We start from the raw sequence: 19781 nt of genomic DNA on the forward strand, positions 1-19781 counted from the left end.
TTTAATTAATAACTATTATTTCCTACCTCTCTTCCAAATATCATCAGGATCATCATCCGAATACTTAGCCAACGCACCCTCAATTATAGGCCTCTTACTTACATTATCGTTCAATGCCCCCTGCCCACCCAATTGAGGCGGAATACCCTCGGGAACAGTCTTCTTCTTCTTCTCTTTGTCAATCCTTGCATTTCTTCCCTTTATTTCAGCCTCATACGCAGCGTTCTCAATATCCATGTCATGATTAAGCCCCTTTAACAACATCATCCATGTCTCTTTAGTCACCTTATCTACGATAGCATCTTCCTGAATCTGAGCAAACATTTCAAAGGCCTTGTCTGCGTCTTCATCACTACCCCCCAGCTCATTCCTTGCCTCTTCCAACGCATCCATAGAAATCAATATGTTCCGCTTCGCCTCCTCTTCCAGTTTGCTATTTTTCGACTGTCTTTCAAGATAAGCATTCTGTTTTTCTACAATCTTTTCTTTCATATCCGGATCATCCAAAGCAGTCCTTATTTCATCCTGTCCGAAATTATCTATCAGATACAATAGAGGATTTTCACCATTAGTCATAGCTAAAAACATGCTAGCAACTCTTGGATCCTTATTAAAAGCCCTCAACAATTTTTCTTCATTCTTCTTGTAACCCTTCAATTCTCCGTCGTAAGAGTCGTAATCGTCGTTAATGGAACCGTATAAAGCATCCTCATCTTCATAGTTCAAATCCGGTCGCTTAGCTTTCATCCGTTCAATAAAAAGATCCTTTTTGCTCTTAACATCCTGTTTTTCGATACTTTCCATACATTTACTATTTTACGCCATTATTATTGAAAGCAAATGTACAATCCGCATTTATATATGTTTTTCTACATATTAACGAGCATACTTCATTTCTCATTAACTTTGTATCTGTCAGCATGATAATATTCTATTTTTATTTCACTTATGGGAAAAAGAGGAAAAAAGGGCCGATTCTTTGAATATAGAGATGAACGAAACTCAGATCTCTTACGAGTGTTTCGTGAATGCATAATGTCTTCTCCTGAAGAAGAAAGTATGGAATCCGTATATCAACGTATTGTCCAAACTAAATCAAAACGCTTCTGGGTCTCGGAAGAACAAGCCTCCAAAGTAATATCCTACATGATGAAAGGGAACAATATAGACTATATGGGAAAGAATAAAAGAAAAATGTTTGAAGAAATTCTTAGCCGGGTAACAAAGCTACACCAAAATAACCCAGATATACGCATTTTCAAGTTAGTAGAAATAGTAGTAGCGCAAGAAGCACCATGTTTCTACATGACACCCGGATCAGCGAAAGTAATCATCAGTCAGATAAAGTCAAAATGGTGCCAACAAAGATTACAATTATTACGATTCTTACGATAATATACTGTGCTGGAATCCCATCCGATTCATACGGAGTTTCGTCCACCTCCCCTTGGTGGACTCATTTCACATATCAATTTTTACATGGAAGTTTTATACACCTATTATCCAATGCCTACGCTTTATGGTTTTGTTTAAATAAGAAAAACGCCTCATTTAAGAATCTCCTGTCAATATACCTAATGTCAGTATTGGCGTCTTTCATCATACCCTCTTCAATACCCACAGTTGGATCATCCGGAATGATCTTCTCTATAATAGGAATCAATCTCATATCAGCCCCTACTAAAAGAAATATTATATACACAACCATTATACTGATTACAGGATTCATAATCCCACATATAGCAGGTGGCATCCATTTGACATGTTTTATTCTAGGATTCACAGTGTCTGCCATTTACAAGAACATAAATCGTTTTAAAAATGACTGTTGCTGATATTATAAAAGAGAATAAGAAAAGGCTGAATTTGATCAATAGCACATTCAACCCACTCACTGGAGAAGGATCACCCTTAGAGAGAGTTCCCCTTCGAATATCTGACTATGTTCTCCCTATCCAGTATATCCCCAAATCAATGGCCAACAAAAAACTAGTCATTAAATTATCCAAAAGTGGATCCATATTATCATTTTTAAAATCCATAAATGTGCCAGATGATGAAATAGAGCAAGAGCGGGAAAACCTAATTAAACAGTTCGTCCTACTAAGAATAAAACATGACTTCCCCTTTTGGGCATACTCTTACGTCAAAATAAAGAATAAGTTTGGAGGGAAAAACATACCATTCAAACTCAATCGCCCCCAAAGGAAACTCCTATCAGTACTCGAAAAGATGAGACTTTCGGGACTTCCCATACGCATAATACTCCTCAAAGCTCGTCAATGGGGAGGATCTACCTTAGTACAAATCTATATGGCATGGATTCAGCTGGTCCATAAAGAAGGATTCTACTCCGCTATCGTAGCTCAAGATGCCGGTACCTCCCGCAAAATACGTGCTATGTACTCTAAGATGCTAAAAGAGTACCCACCCGAATTACTAGATTTAGATCCTTCTCGGCAACTGGAATTAACACCCTATGAAGGCTCTCATAATGATACAATCATCTCCCAAAAAGGAGAATTAGCAAGAGATTCAGTAATATGTATCGGAACAGCCGAGCGACCGGATTCAATTCGTGGTGGTGATATATCCTTAGCTCATATGTCCGAAGTAGGACTCTGGAAAGCCACCGACGGGAAAACTCCGGAAGACATAATACGCTCCGTATCCTCCTCCATCCTTTTAGAACCACTAACTATGGACGTCATAGAATCAACAGCCAACGGAACCGGTAACTTCTTCCACACTGAATGGCTTGCTGCCAAGGATAATAAATCAGACCGGACGCCAGTATTCGTTTCGTGGTTCGAGATCGATATGTATTCAAAGCCATTCAAGTCAGATCGTGAGAAAGAATATTTTATCAACTTCCTCATAGATAATAGAGAAAATACAGAAGAAACATCTCGTTCCGAGAGTGGACGCTATCTATGGCGGCTATGGAAAATGGGAGCAACGCTCGAAGCCATCAACTGGTATGTAAGCAAGCGCAAGTCCTACAACTCACATTCCGACATGGCAGCCGAGTTTCCATCTGATGATATCGAAGCATTCAAGCACTCCGGAAAAAAAGTATTCGACCAATATGCAGTAGAAGAATTACGCAAATACTGTCGGGACCCTCGATTCAAAGGAGAAGTAAGAGGAGAAGCCACCGAAGGGAAAAAAGCCCTGTTCTCTACAAAGTTCGTACCAGATAATCAAGGATTATTCAAAGTTTGGGAACTCCCCGACAAAGAAATAATCGTTAGCAATCGCTACCTTGTAGTAGTCGATGTCGGTGGTCGATCAGACAAAGCCGATTTTTCCATAATAACAATCTTAGATCGATTCTGGCTCATGTATGGCGACAAGCCGGTTATAGTAGCCGAATGGAGTGGACACATCCGACACGACCTCCTGGCATGGAAAATGGCACAAATAGCCGAATTCTACAACCGCGCACTCTTAGTAGTCGAAAGCAATACTTATGAAAAAGACCAAGATACTGACGGAGACCACACCGAATACATCCTAAATCAAATAGGAGAAGTATACTCCAATATGTACAAACGAGAAGCCTCCGAACAATCTATAAAAGAAGGACGCCCCACCATGTGGGGATTCCAAACAAACAGGCTCACTAAACCATTGATAATAGACAATTTAGTAAGATACATTGAAGAACAACTATACATAGAAAGAGACAATGATACTATTGATGAATACCTCTGTTATGAAAAGAAAAAAAATGGAGCTTTTGGCGCAATAGATGGGAAACACGATGACAAGCTAATGACTCGAGCCATCGCCCTACACATATCCAACAATATGCCAATACCTAAAATAATAGAAAATAAACCCAAAGCAGCCAAGAGGAAAGTCATTTCTGCCGCTACTTTATAAAAAACAAATTATGAAACTAATTAGATCATTATGTGATTACATCCACTACAATGTAGATGAGTTGAAATTAAAGTTAGCCATCTACATGGCCCAAAAAGCCCACAGTCAAAACGGGAAACGTTATTTCGTAATGCCAGATGAGAGAGACAGATTAATAATCATGCACCGACCATCCTTCAGAAAACTGAAACATTCCGGACGCATATCTTATGCCGCAAAAATAAATGACTTAAAGCGTGAAAGCTTCTATTTTACACCATATTCTAATGAAATAAAAACAAAAAATGATCATTCCACATACTGCGACAGTAAAGATAACACCTTTTTTTGTACAATCGAATCAGAATCCATAACCCCCGACATTCAAGAAGCTAAACGGATCATGTTCCACAAATACATGAAAGAATCCAGAATTCGAAAGAAAAACACATACCATACCCCCTTCCTCATCCGACTGAAAATAAGACTAAAACTGTTAGCCATACAGTATAAAATAGCGACTAGATAAAACAAGGGGCTGTGTCAAAACTCCTCTTTTAACAAAAATATCCTTACCACAGATAACTGTAGCAAAGATGCTTTTTCATTTATAAGGGTTTTGACACAGCCCCTTGTTTCTAGCTTATTTCATTGCACTCTGTAACTTTTGCACAACTTGCGGATTCGCATTTTGAGCAACCTGCTGTTGAAGATCCGGAGAAATCCCTTGCGGTAAATTCCCGTTCTCTATCTCCTCGCGCTGACTCTTAATACTTTGCAACAACCTATCAGCAAACGGGAAATTACCATTCTCAAGCAACTGCTCCACACTAATCTGCCCAGCTTTCCATATCTCCATCAGAAAATCATTAGCAATCATCCGATAAGTCGGAGTATTAGAACTCTCCACAATAGAAAGATCAAACTCCACATCGTTAATCTTCTCCGGATCATATTCCGAAACACCACTCGCACTCTGTCCCACAATGTTAAGCACCCGTTTACTATCATAGAATTGCTGGATATTCTTCACCTTCTTTATGCTCGATTCAATGATAAAACTAGAAAACGACTCAAGTAAATCAAGCAAAGAAGACGATGAATTTTGCTGCTGTTGGTTATACAGAGAAGCACTCATACCCGAATACCCAGGCTTCCCCTGCAAAGCCCCTGTAACCCCCGTAACATCCTCCATCAAATTCATCTGCATCTGAAGCATCTCCGAAATTCCAATATTCGTACTCTTATTCGCAACCTGCGTAGGAACCTTATCAGTGTTCTTAGAAGTATAAACAATCACCCCGTTAAACCGGGCCCATTCATCCGCAAAATCCTCCACAGTCATATTCTCCGGAATACACTCCTCCGGAACCAACAACGCACCCTTAGCACTCGCCCTGATGATAAAATCATTCAATGTAATCAATCTATTCACATACCTCTGCTGATCAATTACATCACTCACAAAACTATGAATCTCCCCATCTATGAACGGATAAAGTTTAATCGTATACGGATGACTTCTATGCTTATAAGGAGTCTCCCCTTCCATCAGACATTGACCAAATGGAGTCAAAAAACGATAATACCAATAATCATCCATGAACCACTCATACTCAATCAGTGGAATATCATCCGGATCAATTCCAGCAGCGAGTCCCTCCTCTATCCTAGCCCGATTCTCGGTCTCAATATTAGAAAGATTATCAACCTCATCCTTATAATAATCACCATCCAAATAATCATGACATCGATACCTCGGCTTCTGTTCCTTTCTCCAGACCTCAATCACCCGACATAAATTCGTATCATAAGGAGCAAGGAAATCGATATTCTTCAAATCACTCTTATCCAATCGATCCGCATACTCCGACAAGAAACGTCTATCTGCAGCAAGATTATAAATATCCCGAAACATCTTATAATCATCTGGAGATTTCGCAAAAGAAACACATAACCTCTCGAACGTCAAATCATGAATCTCACCAATAAGAGAAATATCCCAATGCCTGACATCTCGCATCACCCCATCAAAGAATATATGATTAGGGCTCACCATATCACTCCAACAATCCATCTTATCATTCCTCCATTCATACACCTCCTTCTCAAAAGCACCACCACTGATAAGAAATTCCTCAAAAATTCTTCCATTCACCTCCTGCATACGGTTCGCCTTCCAGTTACATTGCAGCGCAATACTCATCGTCTCCCCAAGCTTCTGTTCATCCCTATCATTAGCGGTACAAGTAGGCTCCTTGCTTTGCCCCCGATAAACTCCCATGACAGTACGCACCAACCTTCTTATCAAGTTATTCTTTAAAGGAACACTTCCCTGTTCCATAATATACCTCTCTTCAGTAATCTTCTTGCCATCACCATTATCCACTAAATCACTCCATTGATCACCATAAGTATACTTTTTATTTCTCGCTCTCTCCTCCCGATAAGAACGCAACCCATCCCAACAATGCTGCGCCTGAAGCAACACATCAAAATTATTCCCAAGATCCCTGCTACTTTCTCTTTTCACACTGTCCAGTTCCACGCCCTCCGTAATTCTGGACTTTGGTATCAACTTTCTATTTGCCATGAATTAATATTTTCGGCAAAGGAAAATATAACCAGTCATGAGTACATTCTATCCATTAATCATGAAGAGGATGTGTCTAAATGATGCATCCTCTTCAGCACTTTCTTATTTACGTTTGCGAGTTAAGTTCATCTCATCAATCATCTCTTTCTTAATTATATTCAACTCGGATTCAGCCACTTTTCGCTCATCCTCATCAACAATTTCTTTCAGTTCTTCGTAGAGTGCATTAATATCACCCTTGTAATTCTCAAATATTTCGTAACGTTCATATTCGGGTGAGTTGTAGAGAAAATCAACCTTCTCAGCATAATCGAAAATATCGTTATACGTATCTTCCTCATAATGCTTGAGTCGTGACTTCAAATTATCATGCTCATCTTTCAAGCGGAAATACTCATTATTCACAGCCCTGTACTCTGTACTTTCATCGCCATTTTTCACAATACGGTTCAATAACAAGAAACTACGAGGATCATACTCCCTCTGCCCGGCAATCGTTTCAGTCATTTTGGAGAGCTTGTCAATTGTGCTGGACACACCGCCAAAATACCCATTCAGCATGTATTCGATCTTGGATGGATTAAGATCTATTGCACCTTTTGTATATTCGTCACCTCGTTCAAATTCTGTCTGCCACGGCATTTTCACCTCATTGAGTACCGCACAAAGATTTACGATATATTTGTTGGCACTCTTATATGCTTTCGTCCATTCGGGCATATCCTTATTGTAAGGGCTATCCTTATACAATGGCATACCAGTCCATCCTTTTTCACTCACATAAGCTTCGTAGATAGGTTTTGCCGCACTTGGTATAAATGCAGTCACGTTGCCACCACCCTCCATAAGGTCAATTGGCAATACTTGACTAACTTGCCCTGCGATAGCCTCAGCTATCTCTCCGCCTGTAAGATGTTCTTTTCCATTTAATATACTCATCATTAGCTCACCCATCCCATAAAAGCCACGAAATTCAACCGACAACGGTATTGAAATCCATTGACCACCTATACGAAAGAGTATGTTGCTACGTCTTACATGTTCAGGAAGATTATAATATGCATTCTTGTCGTCTTCATCATCATCGCCACCAAGACCAGCCATTATTGCTCCAAGAGTGAACATTGCCGCAGCTCCAATAAAAGCTTTTGCCGGATGTCGTTTGAATTGACGCCCAAAATTGGCACTACCTTGAATAGCTGCGTTCCAAAAGACGTAGCCAATGCGACCAATACCAGAAACAAAAGCACTGACATTACCTACCGCTGTCTGTCCAGTTTCCCCCATAAACTTAGATCCGCTACCTTTTTTATTGAAATTTACGGATATTTCCTTTGCATCGTAAATAGATCTGTCTATGCTACGCCCCATTTCACGAGAGGTAACGAATGCGGAAAAACGTGCGCAGTTTTCAACGGCTCTATTGTATTCATCCAAGCGTTCACCAAGTAAACTTATAGCACGACCGATTTTTAGTTTGCCATTGGACCGTTTTAATTCTCTGCGAATGTCGTTCTTACGTTGCTCAATATCACGAACATTAGCATAACCGGTTTCTCCTCCATTTATAATAAATTGATGGAACATTCTTTCTGTTGCATCATTCATGGCAATTTCACCCTTGCGATATTTAGAAAACAACATTTTCATCTTGGCAGGATTCATCATGGCAAAGTTTCTATTGAAACGAAGTGCATAGTTCGGAGTTTCTTTAACCCACGCCATTGTATTGGAGTAGATCATATCCCTGATAAAATTAGATACAACGAAGTCCGGATTACGTGTGGTATAAAATGCGCTCAACTGGCGATTTACCATTTCTCCTACTTTTAGTATTGCACCAATGGAGCCAGATAAATCATTATCTGGGTTGGTTTGACCGTTGATAGCCTGAGCTGCTCTCGGGTTTCCGTTAATAGTAACAACGTAATCACGGGTACTGCACTTTACCACTATTTGATGTTGGCGCAAATCACGGCTTTCAACAACACGATACGGAATATTTTCAGCATCTTTTCCGTTCTTGTATTGGTCAGGGTATTTCTCCGAAAGTTTCTCCATCTTCTCCTCGAAGTCTTTCATCTTTTTCTCTACTTCCCCCGGAGTGTCGGTATCCACTATGTTATCTGGGAATACAGGCTTCCATTCGTCAGATGTCTTGTCATACGCCAACCACAAATCACTAACGCTAACAAGATCACTCGGATGATTGAGTGCGAAGTTGAGGAAACGTTGCTTTACGAGTCTATTACGGTTGCCCTGCATTATTGCACTTTCTGCCATACTCTCCAAGTTAGCGAATGGATCATCAGCTTTCGACTTACGACCTTTCGTATTCTTTATGGGTGCATTAAATGCACTCTGTTTGCTCGAAAGGTAAGCATAAACTTCATCGCTTGTTTTTTCATCAAAACCACGCAAGGGAATATAAAACTCATACATCTCCTTTACCTTTTTATAAGTAGCTTTCGACATCATCCCACTTTGATATGATTTTTCAAGGATAGCATTACTTACAGCATGAACCTTTGTCCACAGTTCTGTCGTATCATTGCCTCGTTCGTAATCATCTACCATTCGTCTAGCTTCCTCTTCCGCATCTGCAACCTCACCAATTCCTGTCAAAGCCGTAAGACCGGAATAATCTTTTTGACGATATTTGGCAAGAATATCATCAAATGATTCTGTACTGCCCGCTTTTACTTCTTCCTGTGCATCTCTCTCAGCCATTTTAGTATTACGCTCAAGCCCATGTTTGGCCATCATGTAGTCAGTAAGATTCCAGCGTTCGTCCTCATTCTTGGCGAAATTTGCAACCTCATCAAGCATAGGTTTAAATATCGTATGCGCAAAAGCATCCGCTTCTGCTTTATTCACCGAAGACAGGCTATTTTCACCAAGATAAGCGTTTTCAAAACCACTGATATCCTCGATATATTTATCAGTTCCTTCCGCTTTCAAAATAGCATCCATAGCCTCTTTCAATCCTAGCATACTATCTTGTAATGCTTCTTGTGTTTGATACATTCCGCTTCGCACTCGTCGCTCGTATCTATCCCGTGCATATACCCTTTCATGTATTTCAGGATTACCATCACGATTTGTAGATGGATCTTCTACTCCCGAATTGTCGGATTCCCTTTTATCTTTTCTTCGTAAGCGTTCCTCTCCCGATTCAAGTATGCTTCGTAAGTCAATCCAGCCGCCTCTGCTTTCTTCTTCAGATCTGATATTTCCATCGGAGTTCCGCATTTCCAGGGCTTCCCCTCCTCTTTCCTCTTTCTGAGTTCCTCCATCGATTTTTTCATTCCACTTTGAAACTCCTCCATCAATTTCCCGTCCTGATCGTTCTCGAACATACTTTCCAACTTCTTTTCTTTCAGTCCCATAAACAACTATATTATATATTTCCGTTAATACATTTTTCGTGCTAAGAAGGTTTTTTTTATTAATTTTCTCAATGAAATTTGAATAAAAATCGTCTCCATATATCCTATATAAATCCTCTACAAACCATACAATACATTCTTCTCTCTGTTCTGCTTCCGACCTATCCGAATACAATCCGATAATTTCATTAAAATCTTCTTTCGTATACATTGACAAATCGTCGTACACTTTGTCAATGTATTCCTGCATATTGTTCCCATACAAATCTTTTAATGCCTTATGAATATTCTCATGCCAAAGATAAGCATTTAACTCTTCTTTTGTAACATCAGTATCTAAAACAAATATTCTTTCATATCTTCCTGAATAAAAGGCCGACGTTTTACCTTCATTCATCCATCGTTCATACTTGTCAATATCTTCATCTTCTATATGAAGCACCTCCATTTGTTCACGAAGAGAATCCTTAGACTTAACAACCAAAGTTCTACAAGCACCTGCACACTTTTCGGAAAACTCATTGATAGCATTCAGAGCATTATCGTAGTTCTTATTAACTCTTTCTTGCTCCACAATGCGCTCTGCGGAATCAAATATATTCTCATTTTCTCCACTTCTTTTCCTTTCATTCTCATACGTAGGTTCAATCTCTCCGACCCCATAAACACTTTCAGGCTCCATCAAATTATCATCAACCGCACTCCTCGTATTCATTCCGCCGACACTGACACAATCAAGAAGCCGAACATTACCTGCGGACAGCTTTCTGATTTTACCATTCAATGCGCCAGGACTAAATTTCATCATATCAAAATTACCATATACCACAGCCGACGTTCCACCAAAACGGATAACATTCCTTGCAATATCATCAGCTAGAGCGTTCTCATACCTTTTCACAGATGAAAAAGTGGTATGCAGATTACCCAAAACACGACCAGCATTATCCAATATCATGTAACTCACCTTCTTTCGTTTTCCGAGACGCTGCGAAGACACCAAAGCAGCTATATCTTCTGAAGACCGAATAATACTCAAATTATTCGCGTCATAATCCTTAGAAAACACCAACCGATCGAAAGTATATAATTTCAATGAAACCTCATCTTGCTTATCAGGACGTTTGGACATCTCGCTATCTCCTTCCAAATTAAAAGTGCCATATTCCCCAGATGTAGTATCTATGATTATTCCATCTCGAACAACAACCTCTTCAGATTCAAACATATTAACAATATTTCCCAATATTCCAATATCTTCTCTTGAGCACTTCAAAACACCTGACGGATGATTATGAACAAAGTAAATTTCATCAGCACCGACAGCATTATATGCGGCTTTTATTGCCGCAGAATTAACGACCGTAGATGTAAATGCCCCCATTCCTAAATGAACAACAGTCGGCTTCTTATCTTTCACGAGTACGACAAATGAATTCTCTACAGATACATTTTCAAGCTCTCTGAAAATATAAGCTACATCATCAGTTGATTCTATTTTATCTTTCCCTGTAAACGAGAATGCGTTACTTTCAGTAAATATTCTTTCAACATGGCAGAACTCCCCCTCTTTTAAAGGTAATTCTCCACTATGAGTATAAAGAATAGGATCATCATCTTTCGGATGATATTCTTCTTCAACCATGCCAGATTCCGCATTTGATTCTTGCGCAATCCCATACTCCGCAAAAGGCTTTGTCTTACGACGAGAAGAATCAATCCACTCCTTAAATGCCTCCTTAGAAACTCCCGTAATCCCCCCAAGCCCCTTCCATCCCGGAGAGTAATTCGCCAGATAAGACACTCTCGCCTCCTCCATAGAACCAAAACCATACATCACCTTATGTTCATCAAATGAGCCATCCTCATTTATCTGATCAATTACATATACATCTCCTCGCGTCGGATCATCAGACAAGAACACATCAATATGATCACCGTCCACACCTTCCGTTCCCCGGATATAACCATAAGTGTTATTCATAGTAATACTCCACGGTTTCCCGCTAACATCTACACCGCTGCGCTCACTACCTTTAGGATTCTCAATAGTTATATTATAACCATCAATCTTTACGTGTCCCTTCTTGTAATTTCCGGCTTCCTTCTGAGTATCGGTAGGAGCAGTATTTACCTTTTTTTCTTCTTGGTGCAATACATGAGCACCATTCACACGTTCTGCGTAATCAAGAAGAGATTCCCCCTCCATATGAGAAGGAGCAATAAATTCACTGTTTACTTGTTTGTTTTCAGGCTCTTCACTATCTTTACTTCCAGAAGAATAGCTAACATCCTGAAGAAGAGTTGAGTCACTCTGCAAATTATTTCGATTTTCGCCAGTGTCTGTCGTCTTGTCGATAGATGATAGTGCTTCTTTTTCGAAAGCAATGGCCTCTTTTGCTTTACCTTTAAACTGACTATAGATTTCTCCAAATGAATTTATTTCTCCTCCGGATGAGCCTTCAGATACAACTCCATCCTCGCTAACGATGCCGCCATCAACTTCTGGGGATTCTTCTTCAATTCCTCCAGCTCTCCCGGTCTGTATAAATTCTTCGTCATGCAGAACCTCGCTGCTTGTTTCGCTTTCTCCAGTAATTCTTTGTTGTCCATTACTATTCATTTTTTGTTCATCTACAAAAGTAGACATAAATTCATTATACTCTTCTTCCGGTAAAGAACGTTTTGCCAAATCCTCAGTTATTTCCCCTTCGTAAGTCTCATATTCTTCCGGTATCATATGATAACCTTCATCACACCAACGTTCATATGCTTCATATTCAGCCTGTCTTTCACGTTCCGCCATAGCCTCCCGTCCTTTACTTATATACCCGGTCAAATCCCCACGAGTACGGGCAGATGATAACACATCAAGAATGGCATTACGCCCAGCATTGGCATCTTCTTGATCAAAGTAGTTTGTCCCAGCTTCCATGTCAGCAAGCATCAACTTTTCTCCAGCTTGCTCAATAGTCAAGCCTCCATTCTCTTTAGAAGCAAATGTACCAAACATACCACCAGCTTCTTTATCTTTAAAACCAGTCTCTTTCTTATAATCACTATACAAGAGAGGAAGTTTTCCATTTCCAAGCATCATAGCTGCCAACTCATTCCCGTTCATCGGATCTCCCATAGAGGTGATCTCCTCAGCAGTAGTATCACCTGGCTTCTTACGAGTAGCTAGTACTTGCTCTTCTAGTTCATTCCAATACTCAGACTGTGCTTGAGCATCTGCCATCTCGTCTGCCCATGCTTTTTTATCCATCTGATACTTTTCAAGATTAATACCAACCTTCGGCTTGCTCTTCTGCAACTTCTCAAATCTTTTGGAAGCTTCAATCTTTTGGGCACCAACAAACTCATCCGTCTCAGCTTCATCAAGGCCAAAGGAACGTATATCTTTCAAAGACGTTTCCACTGAAGCTTTATGATAAAGCTTATTTCCTTTCTTATCTACCGGTATAAATACTGTCCGATTCTCTTGGCTACCGTCCACTTCTACCGAAGCAGCTGTCGTTTGCTCTTGAACCGGGACATCAGCAACAGGTTCAACATTTATAGGCGTATCTATCAATTTGCTTTCTTCCATCGGTGATAAACTCTCATTTTTATCACCTATATCTATCATATTGCTACTGTTTTTCTGTTCTGGAATGATAATAGTCTTCAATTGTTCATCAGATAATTCAACCACTTGAACCTTTTCACCACCATATTCAATAGGATCATCTAATTGCAATACCGTTGATCCATCTCTTTTGGATTGTACAGTAGCAGTAGCTTTAATCCCTTGCATGTTAAGAGAAACAACGTCCCCGGGGTGAAAAGAAGCAACCACTTCCGCATTCTCCTCTTCACTTGGAGTTTCTATCTCCTCCGCATATCGTGCCGATTCTTGTTCTCGTATCGTTTGAGCAGTCACCTCTTTCAAGTACTCACCATTATCAGACGCTTCCAATTTATATAAATCATCAACAGACCGCATCTCCACCTTCCCCGTGTCATCATGCACAATAAAGCGAGCATCAGATTGCTTTCTGTCTACTATCCCATTCTCATCAAACACAAGATTTCCACTAACGGGAAACACATGCTTATTTTCGTCTGAAGACAAAGTAATATCATACACATTCCCGTCTTTATGAGTCACGTTAGTAATATGTTCATTAGATCGGGCAACCTTTTCGTCTATACCATCACGGATACCTTGAATCATTCCATCAAACCTTGACCAGGCATTAATATACGCAAGCTCATACGATACATCCTCTCCAGATTCAGCTCTTTGTTTCATCAAATCGTATTGTAGGTTTTCATCTCCAGAGAGGAACTCATCATCTAGCTCTTTCTCGGCTTCACTCATCTCTCTAAAAGCCTTCCTCTTCCCATTCCTGTCTGCCTCTGCTAATCTGTACCCTTCATCAAAATTCATTTGAGACTTGACCACCTCATCAGGTGTATCTCCCTCTGTTTTTCTTTTCAAGTCTGCCAAGCTAGCGCCATGATAAGTCTTGAGCCTACCTGCATACACCAGAACAGCTTGCTTGGCTTCATCCGCAAGCTGTTCATCCTTCATTACTCCAGAAAGAATATAAACAAGCTCCGAATCATCGGCTTCATCAACCTGTTCCTTCAAATCCATCCATTCCTTACTATTGTTCATCACCCCAGAGGCAAAACGGGCGGCTTCGTTTAATTTGTTCTTAGCAGAATACTTCTCACGTGCATATCCGGCAGTCTTGACTCCAGAGAATAAACCTCCCAAAGCAGATACGCCAAGAAATGTATCAATTTGCACATTAGGATCAAACATGTCCGATAAGTTATTGTCGCCAACAGTCAATGCATTCATAGCCATCCCAGCCTGCTCTTCCAGATATTCGCCAATAGTTCCGTTCCACTGAGTTTTAGACTGAAAATCATCAATAATCTTCGCTACGTCACTTGATTTTATATCACCTATAACTCTATTAACTCTCCCTAGACCAATTTTATTCATGGCCTTCCCCGTACTAGCTGCAAATGCACCACCAATCGGAGCAAGATAGTTACCAAACATTTCTGAGAAGTTTTCAATAGTGCTAGCTCCATAAGCCTTTGCTAGCGACTCCCACACACCTTCGCCTCCATCAGTACCACCAAAACGATAATATCCATCAGCGTCTACAACAAGAGATACGTTTCCATTCATTCTATCAACAGCGTCGGAAGCCGTTCTCATTGCTCCAGTTGTTCCTGTCATAATTCCTGCACCTGCAATATCTCCGCCCACACGTACTGAATTACGCGCAATCTTTCCTATTGTACTCTTCGCAGCCTCTTTGCCAAAATTAGTTACAATCTTTTTTGTAGCAGCTTTACTAACTGCCTTGCCGGTTCCCGTAGCAGGATTTATCATAAATTCAGCCATAAATGGAAGAGATTCAGCTGTGGTTCCTCCTGCTTTATAGCCTCTCCCCAGATCACCGGAAAGTTCTCCGCTTGCAGCCGCTTCTAATGCCACGGCGTCAAGAAGGTTTTCTTCCTCATCACTTAGTGTCTGTCCTGCTTCATATTTTTTAGCGGCCGATGATATAGCCAGATTAGCCTGCATATCTCTTCCTCCGAAATCCCAGGTGCTAGTTTTTGAAACTCTTTCCCAGAAGCCACGCCCGAACCCTGAAACGAATGAAGTATTACCTTTTCTGCCAGTTTCTTCAATCATGTTAAGCGTATCATCCGCACGCTCCGAAGCCGCTCTGGTCAGTTCCACTTTCTTTTGTGATTTGGTCTGGTCAGGCGTTTTCATCTCAACCCCCATCACAGGATCATTTATAGCAATAAAGGGATTATTTATCACTGCATCATAATCAGCTTGCACCTTATCCCCCATTGCAGAAACGTGTTGTTCACCTGCCTTTCCTTTGATAGATAAAGCCTGTTCTTCCATTTGTTGCCTTTTCAGCTCTTTCTCCTCATCCAAGGCCTTCTGGTAATAGTGAGATTGACTTTCTGGCTTCATCTGAGTATAAATACTATAAGGAACACCAAATATTGTAGTATCCTCTCCCTTACCTTGAACAAAACGAGAAACAGGAATATCAGTCTTCAAATGAGTATCTGCATTAATCTCTTTATAAAATGGAATAGCATCCTTGTAAGTGGATATAAATCCACTCTTTTCTGATACCGGTATATTATAGTTCCGTCCATTAGCTACATATTTCTGCGTAGCATCAGGATAAGTTTTTTCAAATCCTTCGACTTCATCTTCCGGTATGGTGTATGTTTTACCGTTTCTTTGATATATTGGCATAGTCTTATTGGTTTTTATTATTCAGCGTACTTGGCATAAGGATCATCTCCCGTAGTATATTTAGCATACGGATCATCTTCCTCTTGCGGAAGAGACTCATTTGTAGCAAGCTCATATCGCTTCTTGTAATCTTTCTCTAGCTCAATGGCGAGCTGTTGCGCACGAGGAGAACTCATGATGTATTTATCGACGATAGCAGCCGTCTGCTTAGCGTCAGCCCCTTTCTTTCCGTTAAGTCCATTCAGTTGCTTACTCAACTGCTTTGCCAAAGCAGGATTGCTTGCTTCGATGTCCTTTATTATCTCCCCAGCAAGCTGTCCCGCATTCTGCTCCCACGTATTCCTACCGACATAAATACTGCGAGCACTATTTATCCTCTTCGGTTCAGGCGAACCGTTTATCTTTTCGAATTGATACTGACTATATGCCTTCTGTTTATCTTCTTGAGCCTTAATGCGCTTCTCTTGAGTATCTACAGCAGCCCATCCACGCGAAGAAGCATCCTTTTGCGCTCGTTCCTGATCTTTCTGCGCTTTCTCACTCAACTTGTAATTCCTATCCCTATCAGCCATGTTGAATTCATCAAGTACCTTATTTCTTTCCTTAGTATCTTTATAGCGTTCATTGTCAGTTCGAACTTGACTATCGTGCCATTCACTAGTTCTGTTCCAGTTTGCATCATCCCGATCCTTATGATAATTAAATAAACGATCTCTATCATAAACAGCTAATCTAGCATCATCCCACTTCTCTTGCATTCTTCTTCGTCTATCAAGTATCTCCTGATAACGTCTAGTGTTTGCAGCACTCATCGAAGTCTGTTCCACATTATTTGCCCCCTTTCCCGTAAAGTATAAATTTGAAATAGCAGAAACACCGTCAGCAATAGCGGATATAATCTGCCTTGACTTCTCACGTTTCCTTTCCTTTGCCAGTTCTTCTTCGGTAGGCATACGTTTTTTATACATCTCATCCGCCACATCTCCCATGCTCCCATATTGCTTAGGTGGCTGTTGTCCCACTATAGAATGTTGTGTAACTTGCGATTCTTTATTTTGCACCTGTCCATTGTTTTTAACTCCATCAGAAGAATGCTCATCAATAGCTAGGTCATTAGGCGCAGAATTAGTCTTGTTAGCAGGTTGTCCCACATGTTTTACCTCTTCCTTTGTCATAGGAGGAACAACTATAGGTTCATCCTTGTTAGATTCACCCAGTATCATTGATTGTATTGATCCCATATCGTATTACTGCTTATCAGGGAATATTGAACTCATAATTCCAGCACCAACCGAAGAGATACCACCAGTGGCACTAGAGATATTATTAGCTTTCCGTTGCTCATCGCCTAATTGCAATTGCATTAATTCAGCATCACGAGCTTGGTACTGCGCTTCAATAGCATCTTTTCTAGCCTCTCCGTTTATTGCTATTTTACTCATAGTATCAGCAAGAGCTTTATTCTGTGCCTCTTTTTCAATAGCTATGCTCTCTTCCGTTCCTCCCATAACGGCAGCCCTTCCGGCAGCAGCCGCAGTACGTTCCTTCATCGCTTCACGCATCTTTGCAATAGCTGCCTGCGCATCCGCCCTCTGGGTGCTATCCTCATTATACCTCCTGTCAAACCACGCTTGGTTTTTACTCTTTTCATCAGCGATCATACGCGCCTGCTTACGTGCAGACCTCGCCCCTATGATACCACCGGCTATCGCACCACCAACATTTAAAGCCCCTCCGATAATTGATCCTATCATATATGTATATTTATGATTAATACTTAGAATGATTATGCGAAAGTATCTGATTTACTTTGTGCAATGATTCTAAGTATTAATCTACCGCAATCAATTGTAGATGATTGTAGTTTACATTCAAAGACATGCCACAACCAAAAGGGAAAACAGGGAATCCGAATGGACGTCCGAAGGGATCAATCAATAAATCTACGCAGAAGATAAGACTAGCGTACGCCAAACTGTTAGAGGATAATATTGAAAAGATGCAAGAAGATCTTAATTCTATTGATAAACCAGAGTTAAGGTTGAAGTTACTGATAGATATGAGCAAGTTCGTCGTGCCCGCCCTATCAAGCGTTAATATAGATGCTTCTGAAATTGCAAGAAGTTCTTTTGAGGATAGATTTAAAGAAATGGCGGAAGAAGAATGAAAGCCAATGTGCAAAAAAACTAATTGGTGTAAATCAAAACTTTATAGTATAGGCACTGTTCACTATTTTGTATAAATAAAAAACTACGAGAGAAATCCCATAGTTTGCTATTTACGGCACTGTCCACAATTTTGTGTAAATAGAAAACTTCAGGATTCGGGTTTTATACTTGAATCCTGTTTTCAAATATAGTAATAAATTGGTTAAATATCAATGCCCAATTCCAAATAGGTTGATACCATTTCTTTTCGATTTCGTTAATAGCCATATAGACAGATTTTTTCAGCGCATCATCATTCGGAAATGATAGCTTATTTTTGGTGTACTTTCTAATTTTCCCATTCAGATTTTCAATAAGATTAGTGGTATAGATAATCTTTCTAATCTCGACGGGGAAATCAAAGAACACGGTCAGTTCTTCCCAATTATTTCTCCATGAGCGTATCGCATATGGATATTTAGCACCCCATTTTTGCTCAAAGTTATCCAACTCCATCTCAGCTGCTTCTTTAGTAGGTGCATTATAGATGTTCTTTAAATCGGCAGTGAATTCCTTCTTTTCTTTCCAGACGACATAGCGACAGGAGTTTCTAATTTGGTGTACCACACATATTTGAGTAGTAGAGGCAGGAAATACACTCTTGATGGTTTCTGTAAATCCATTCAGGTTATCAGTAACTGTAATCAGAATATCTTCTACACCACGGGCTTTGAGATCCGTTAAAACGCCCATCCAGAAAGCAGCACTCTCATTTTTGCCAATCCACATACCCAATACTTCTTTCAAGCCTTCCTTGTTCAGACCTACACATAGGTAAACAGTCTTGTTGATCACTTTGCCGTTTTCTCTGACTTTGAATACGATGCCATCCATCCAGACAATCATATATAAACTGTCCAAAGGACGATTTTGCCACTCTGTTGCAGCCTGGCTAACTTTATTAGTGATAATGGAGATAGCGGAGGTGGAGAGGTTAATACCGTATATTTCCTGCATTTCCGACTCAATGTCAGCGACGCTCATACCTTTGGCATAAAGAGAGATGACAAGACGCTCAATAGATAAGCCGCGGGATTGATGCTTGGGAACAACAATAGGCTCAAATTCACCTTCCCGATCACGAGGAACCTGAATAACAGATTCACCCATCTCGGTTTGAATCTGCTTCCTATAACTACCTTTGCGGGAGTTGCCACTATGATCTCCTTGATTGGAGTGTTTCTCATAACCTAAATGGTTATCCATCTCTGCTTCCAGCATTTGCTCATAAACACGAGTATGAAGCTCTTTCATGAAAGCAGTCACATGTTCGCCTGTCTTAAACTGGGACAGAAACTCTTTACTTAAAAATTCTTTAGGAATGTCCATAAAATCTGATTTTTACAAAGTTAATACATAAATAAAAAAACTACGAGAAAAATCCCGTAGTTTTCTATTTACACAATCAGATGGATAGTCCCCTATTT

11 protein-coding genes are annotated in these 19781 nt (G+C 40.2%); 5 read left to right on the plus strand and 6 right to left on the minus strand.

Annotation, left to right across the window (positions count from 1 at the left end; translation table 11 throughout):
- Positions 1–15 precede the first annotated feature (15 nt).
- Complete coding sequence (locus PHO71_RS04615) at positions 16–804, minus strand: hypothetical protein (protein ID WP_300199630.1); 789 nt, start codon at positions 802–804, stop codon at positions 16–18.
- A 255-nt stretch (positions 805–1059) separates the two neighbouring features.
- Between PHO71_RS04615 and PHO71_RS04620 the strand changes: the two genes are divergently transcribed.
- From PHO71_RS04620 to PHO71_RS04635, 4 genes are all read left to right on the plus strand, one after another.
- The gene (locus tag PHO71_RS04620) at positions 1060–1395 is read left to right on the plus strand and encodes a hypothetical protein (RefSeq protein ID WP_300199633.1); all 336 of its coding nucleotides are present in this window, start codon (positions 1060–1062) and stop codon (positions 1393–1395) included.
- Positions 1353–1835 (plus strand): rhomboid family intramembrane serine protease, encoded by a 483-nt coding sequence (locus PHO71_RS26155; protein ID WP_367279879.1) that lies wholly within the window; start codon positions 1353–1355, stop codon positions 1833–1835. The genes PHO71_RS04620 and PHO71_RS26155 overlap by 43 nt, the downstream gene beginning before the upstream one ends.
- Positions 1836–2046: 211 nt before the next feature.
- Positions 2047–3888, plus strand: coding sequence for a terminase (locus PHO71_RS04630; protein ID WP_300199638.1), 1842 nt, complete (start codon positions 2047–2049; stop codon positions 3886–3888).
- A gap of 10 nt (positions 3889–3898) precedes the next feature.
- Entirely contained in the window at positions 3899–4396 is a 498-nt protein-coding gene (locus PHO71_RS04635; protein WP_300199641.1) for a hypothetical protein, read from the plus strand.
- A gap of 114 nt (positions 4397–4510) precedes the next feature.
- Here the strand turns inward: PHO71_RS04635 and PHO71_RS04640 are convergent, their stop codons facing one another.
- From PHO71_RS04640 to PHO71_RS04655, 4 genes are all read right to left on the minus strand, one after another.
- On the minus strand, positions 4511–6460 hold the full coding sequence (locus PHO71_RS04640) for a hypothetical protein (protein ID WP_300199644.1): 1950 nt from the start codon (positions 6458–6460) through the stop codon (positions 4511–4513).
- A gap of 105 nt (positions 6461–6565) precedes the next feature.
- Complete coding sequence (locus PHO71_RS04645) at positions 6566–16147, minus strand: LPD38 domain-containing protein (protein WP_300199647.1); 9582 nt, start codon at positions 16145–16147, stop codon at positions 6566–6568.
- 17 nt (positions 16148–16164) lie between these two features.
- On the minus strand, positions 16165–17388 hold the full coding sequence (locus PHO71_RS04650) for a hypothetical protein (protein WP_300199650.1): 1224 nt from the start codon (positions 17386–17388) through the stop codon (positions 16165–16167).
- Positions 17389–17394: 6 nt separating this feature from the next.
- Positions 17395–17901, minus strand: coding sequence for a hypothetical protein (locus PHO71_RS04655; protein WP_300199653.1), 507 nt, complete (start codon positions 17899–17901; stop codon positions 17395–17397).
- A 125-nt stretch (positions 17902–18026) separates the two neighbouring features.
- Here PHO71_RS04655 and PHO71_RS04660 point away from each other — a divergent pair, with 125 nt between their 5' ends.
- A complete protein-coding gene (locus tag PHO71_RS04660) occupies positions 18027–18314 on the plus strand; it encodes a hypothetical protein (RefSeq protein ID WP_300199656.1) in 288 nt (95 codons plus the stop codon).
- Positions 18315–18477: 163 nt separating this feature from the next.
- Here PHO71_RS04660 and PHO71_RS04665 read toward each other — a convergent pair whose 3' ends face one another.
- Positions 18478–19683: an IS256 family transposase gene (locus PHO71_RS04665; protein WP_300199659.1), complete on the minus strand. Its 1206-nt coding sequence runs from the start codon at positions 19681–19683 to the stop codon at positions 18478–18480.
- Positions 19684–19781: the final 98 nt, after the last annotated feature.

It is taken from the genome of Bacteroides sp., assembly GCF_028690125.1.
Lineage (GTDB): Bacteria > Bacteroidota > Bacteroidia > Bacteroidales > Bacteroidaceae > Bacteroides.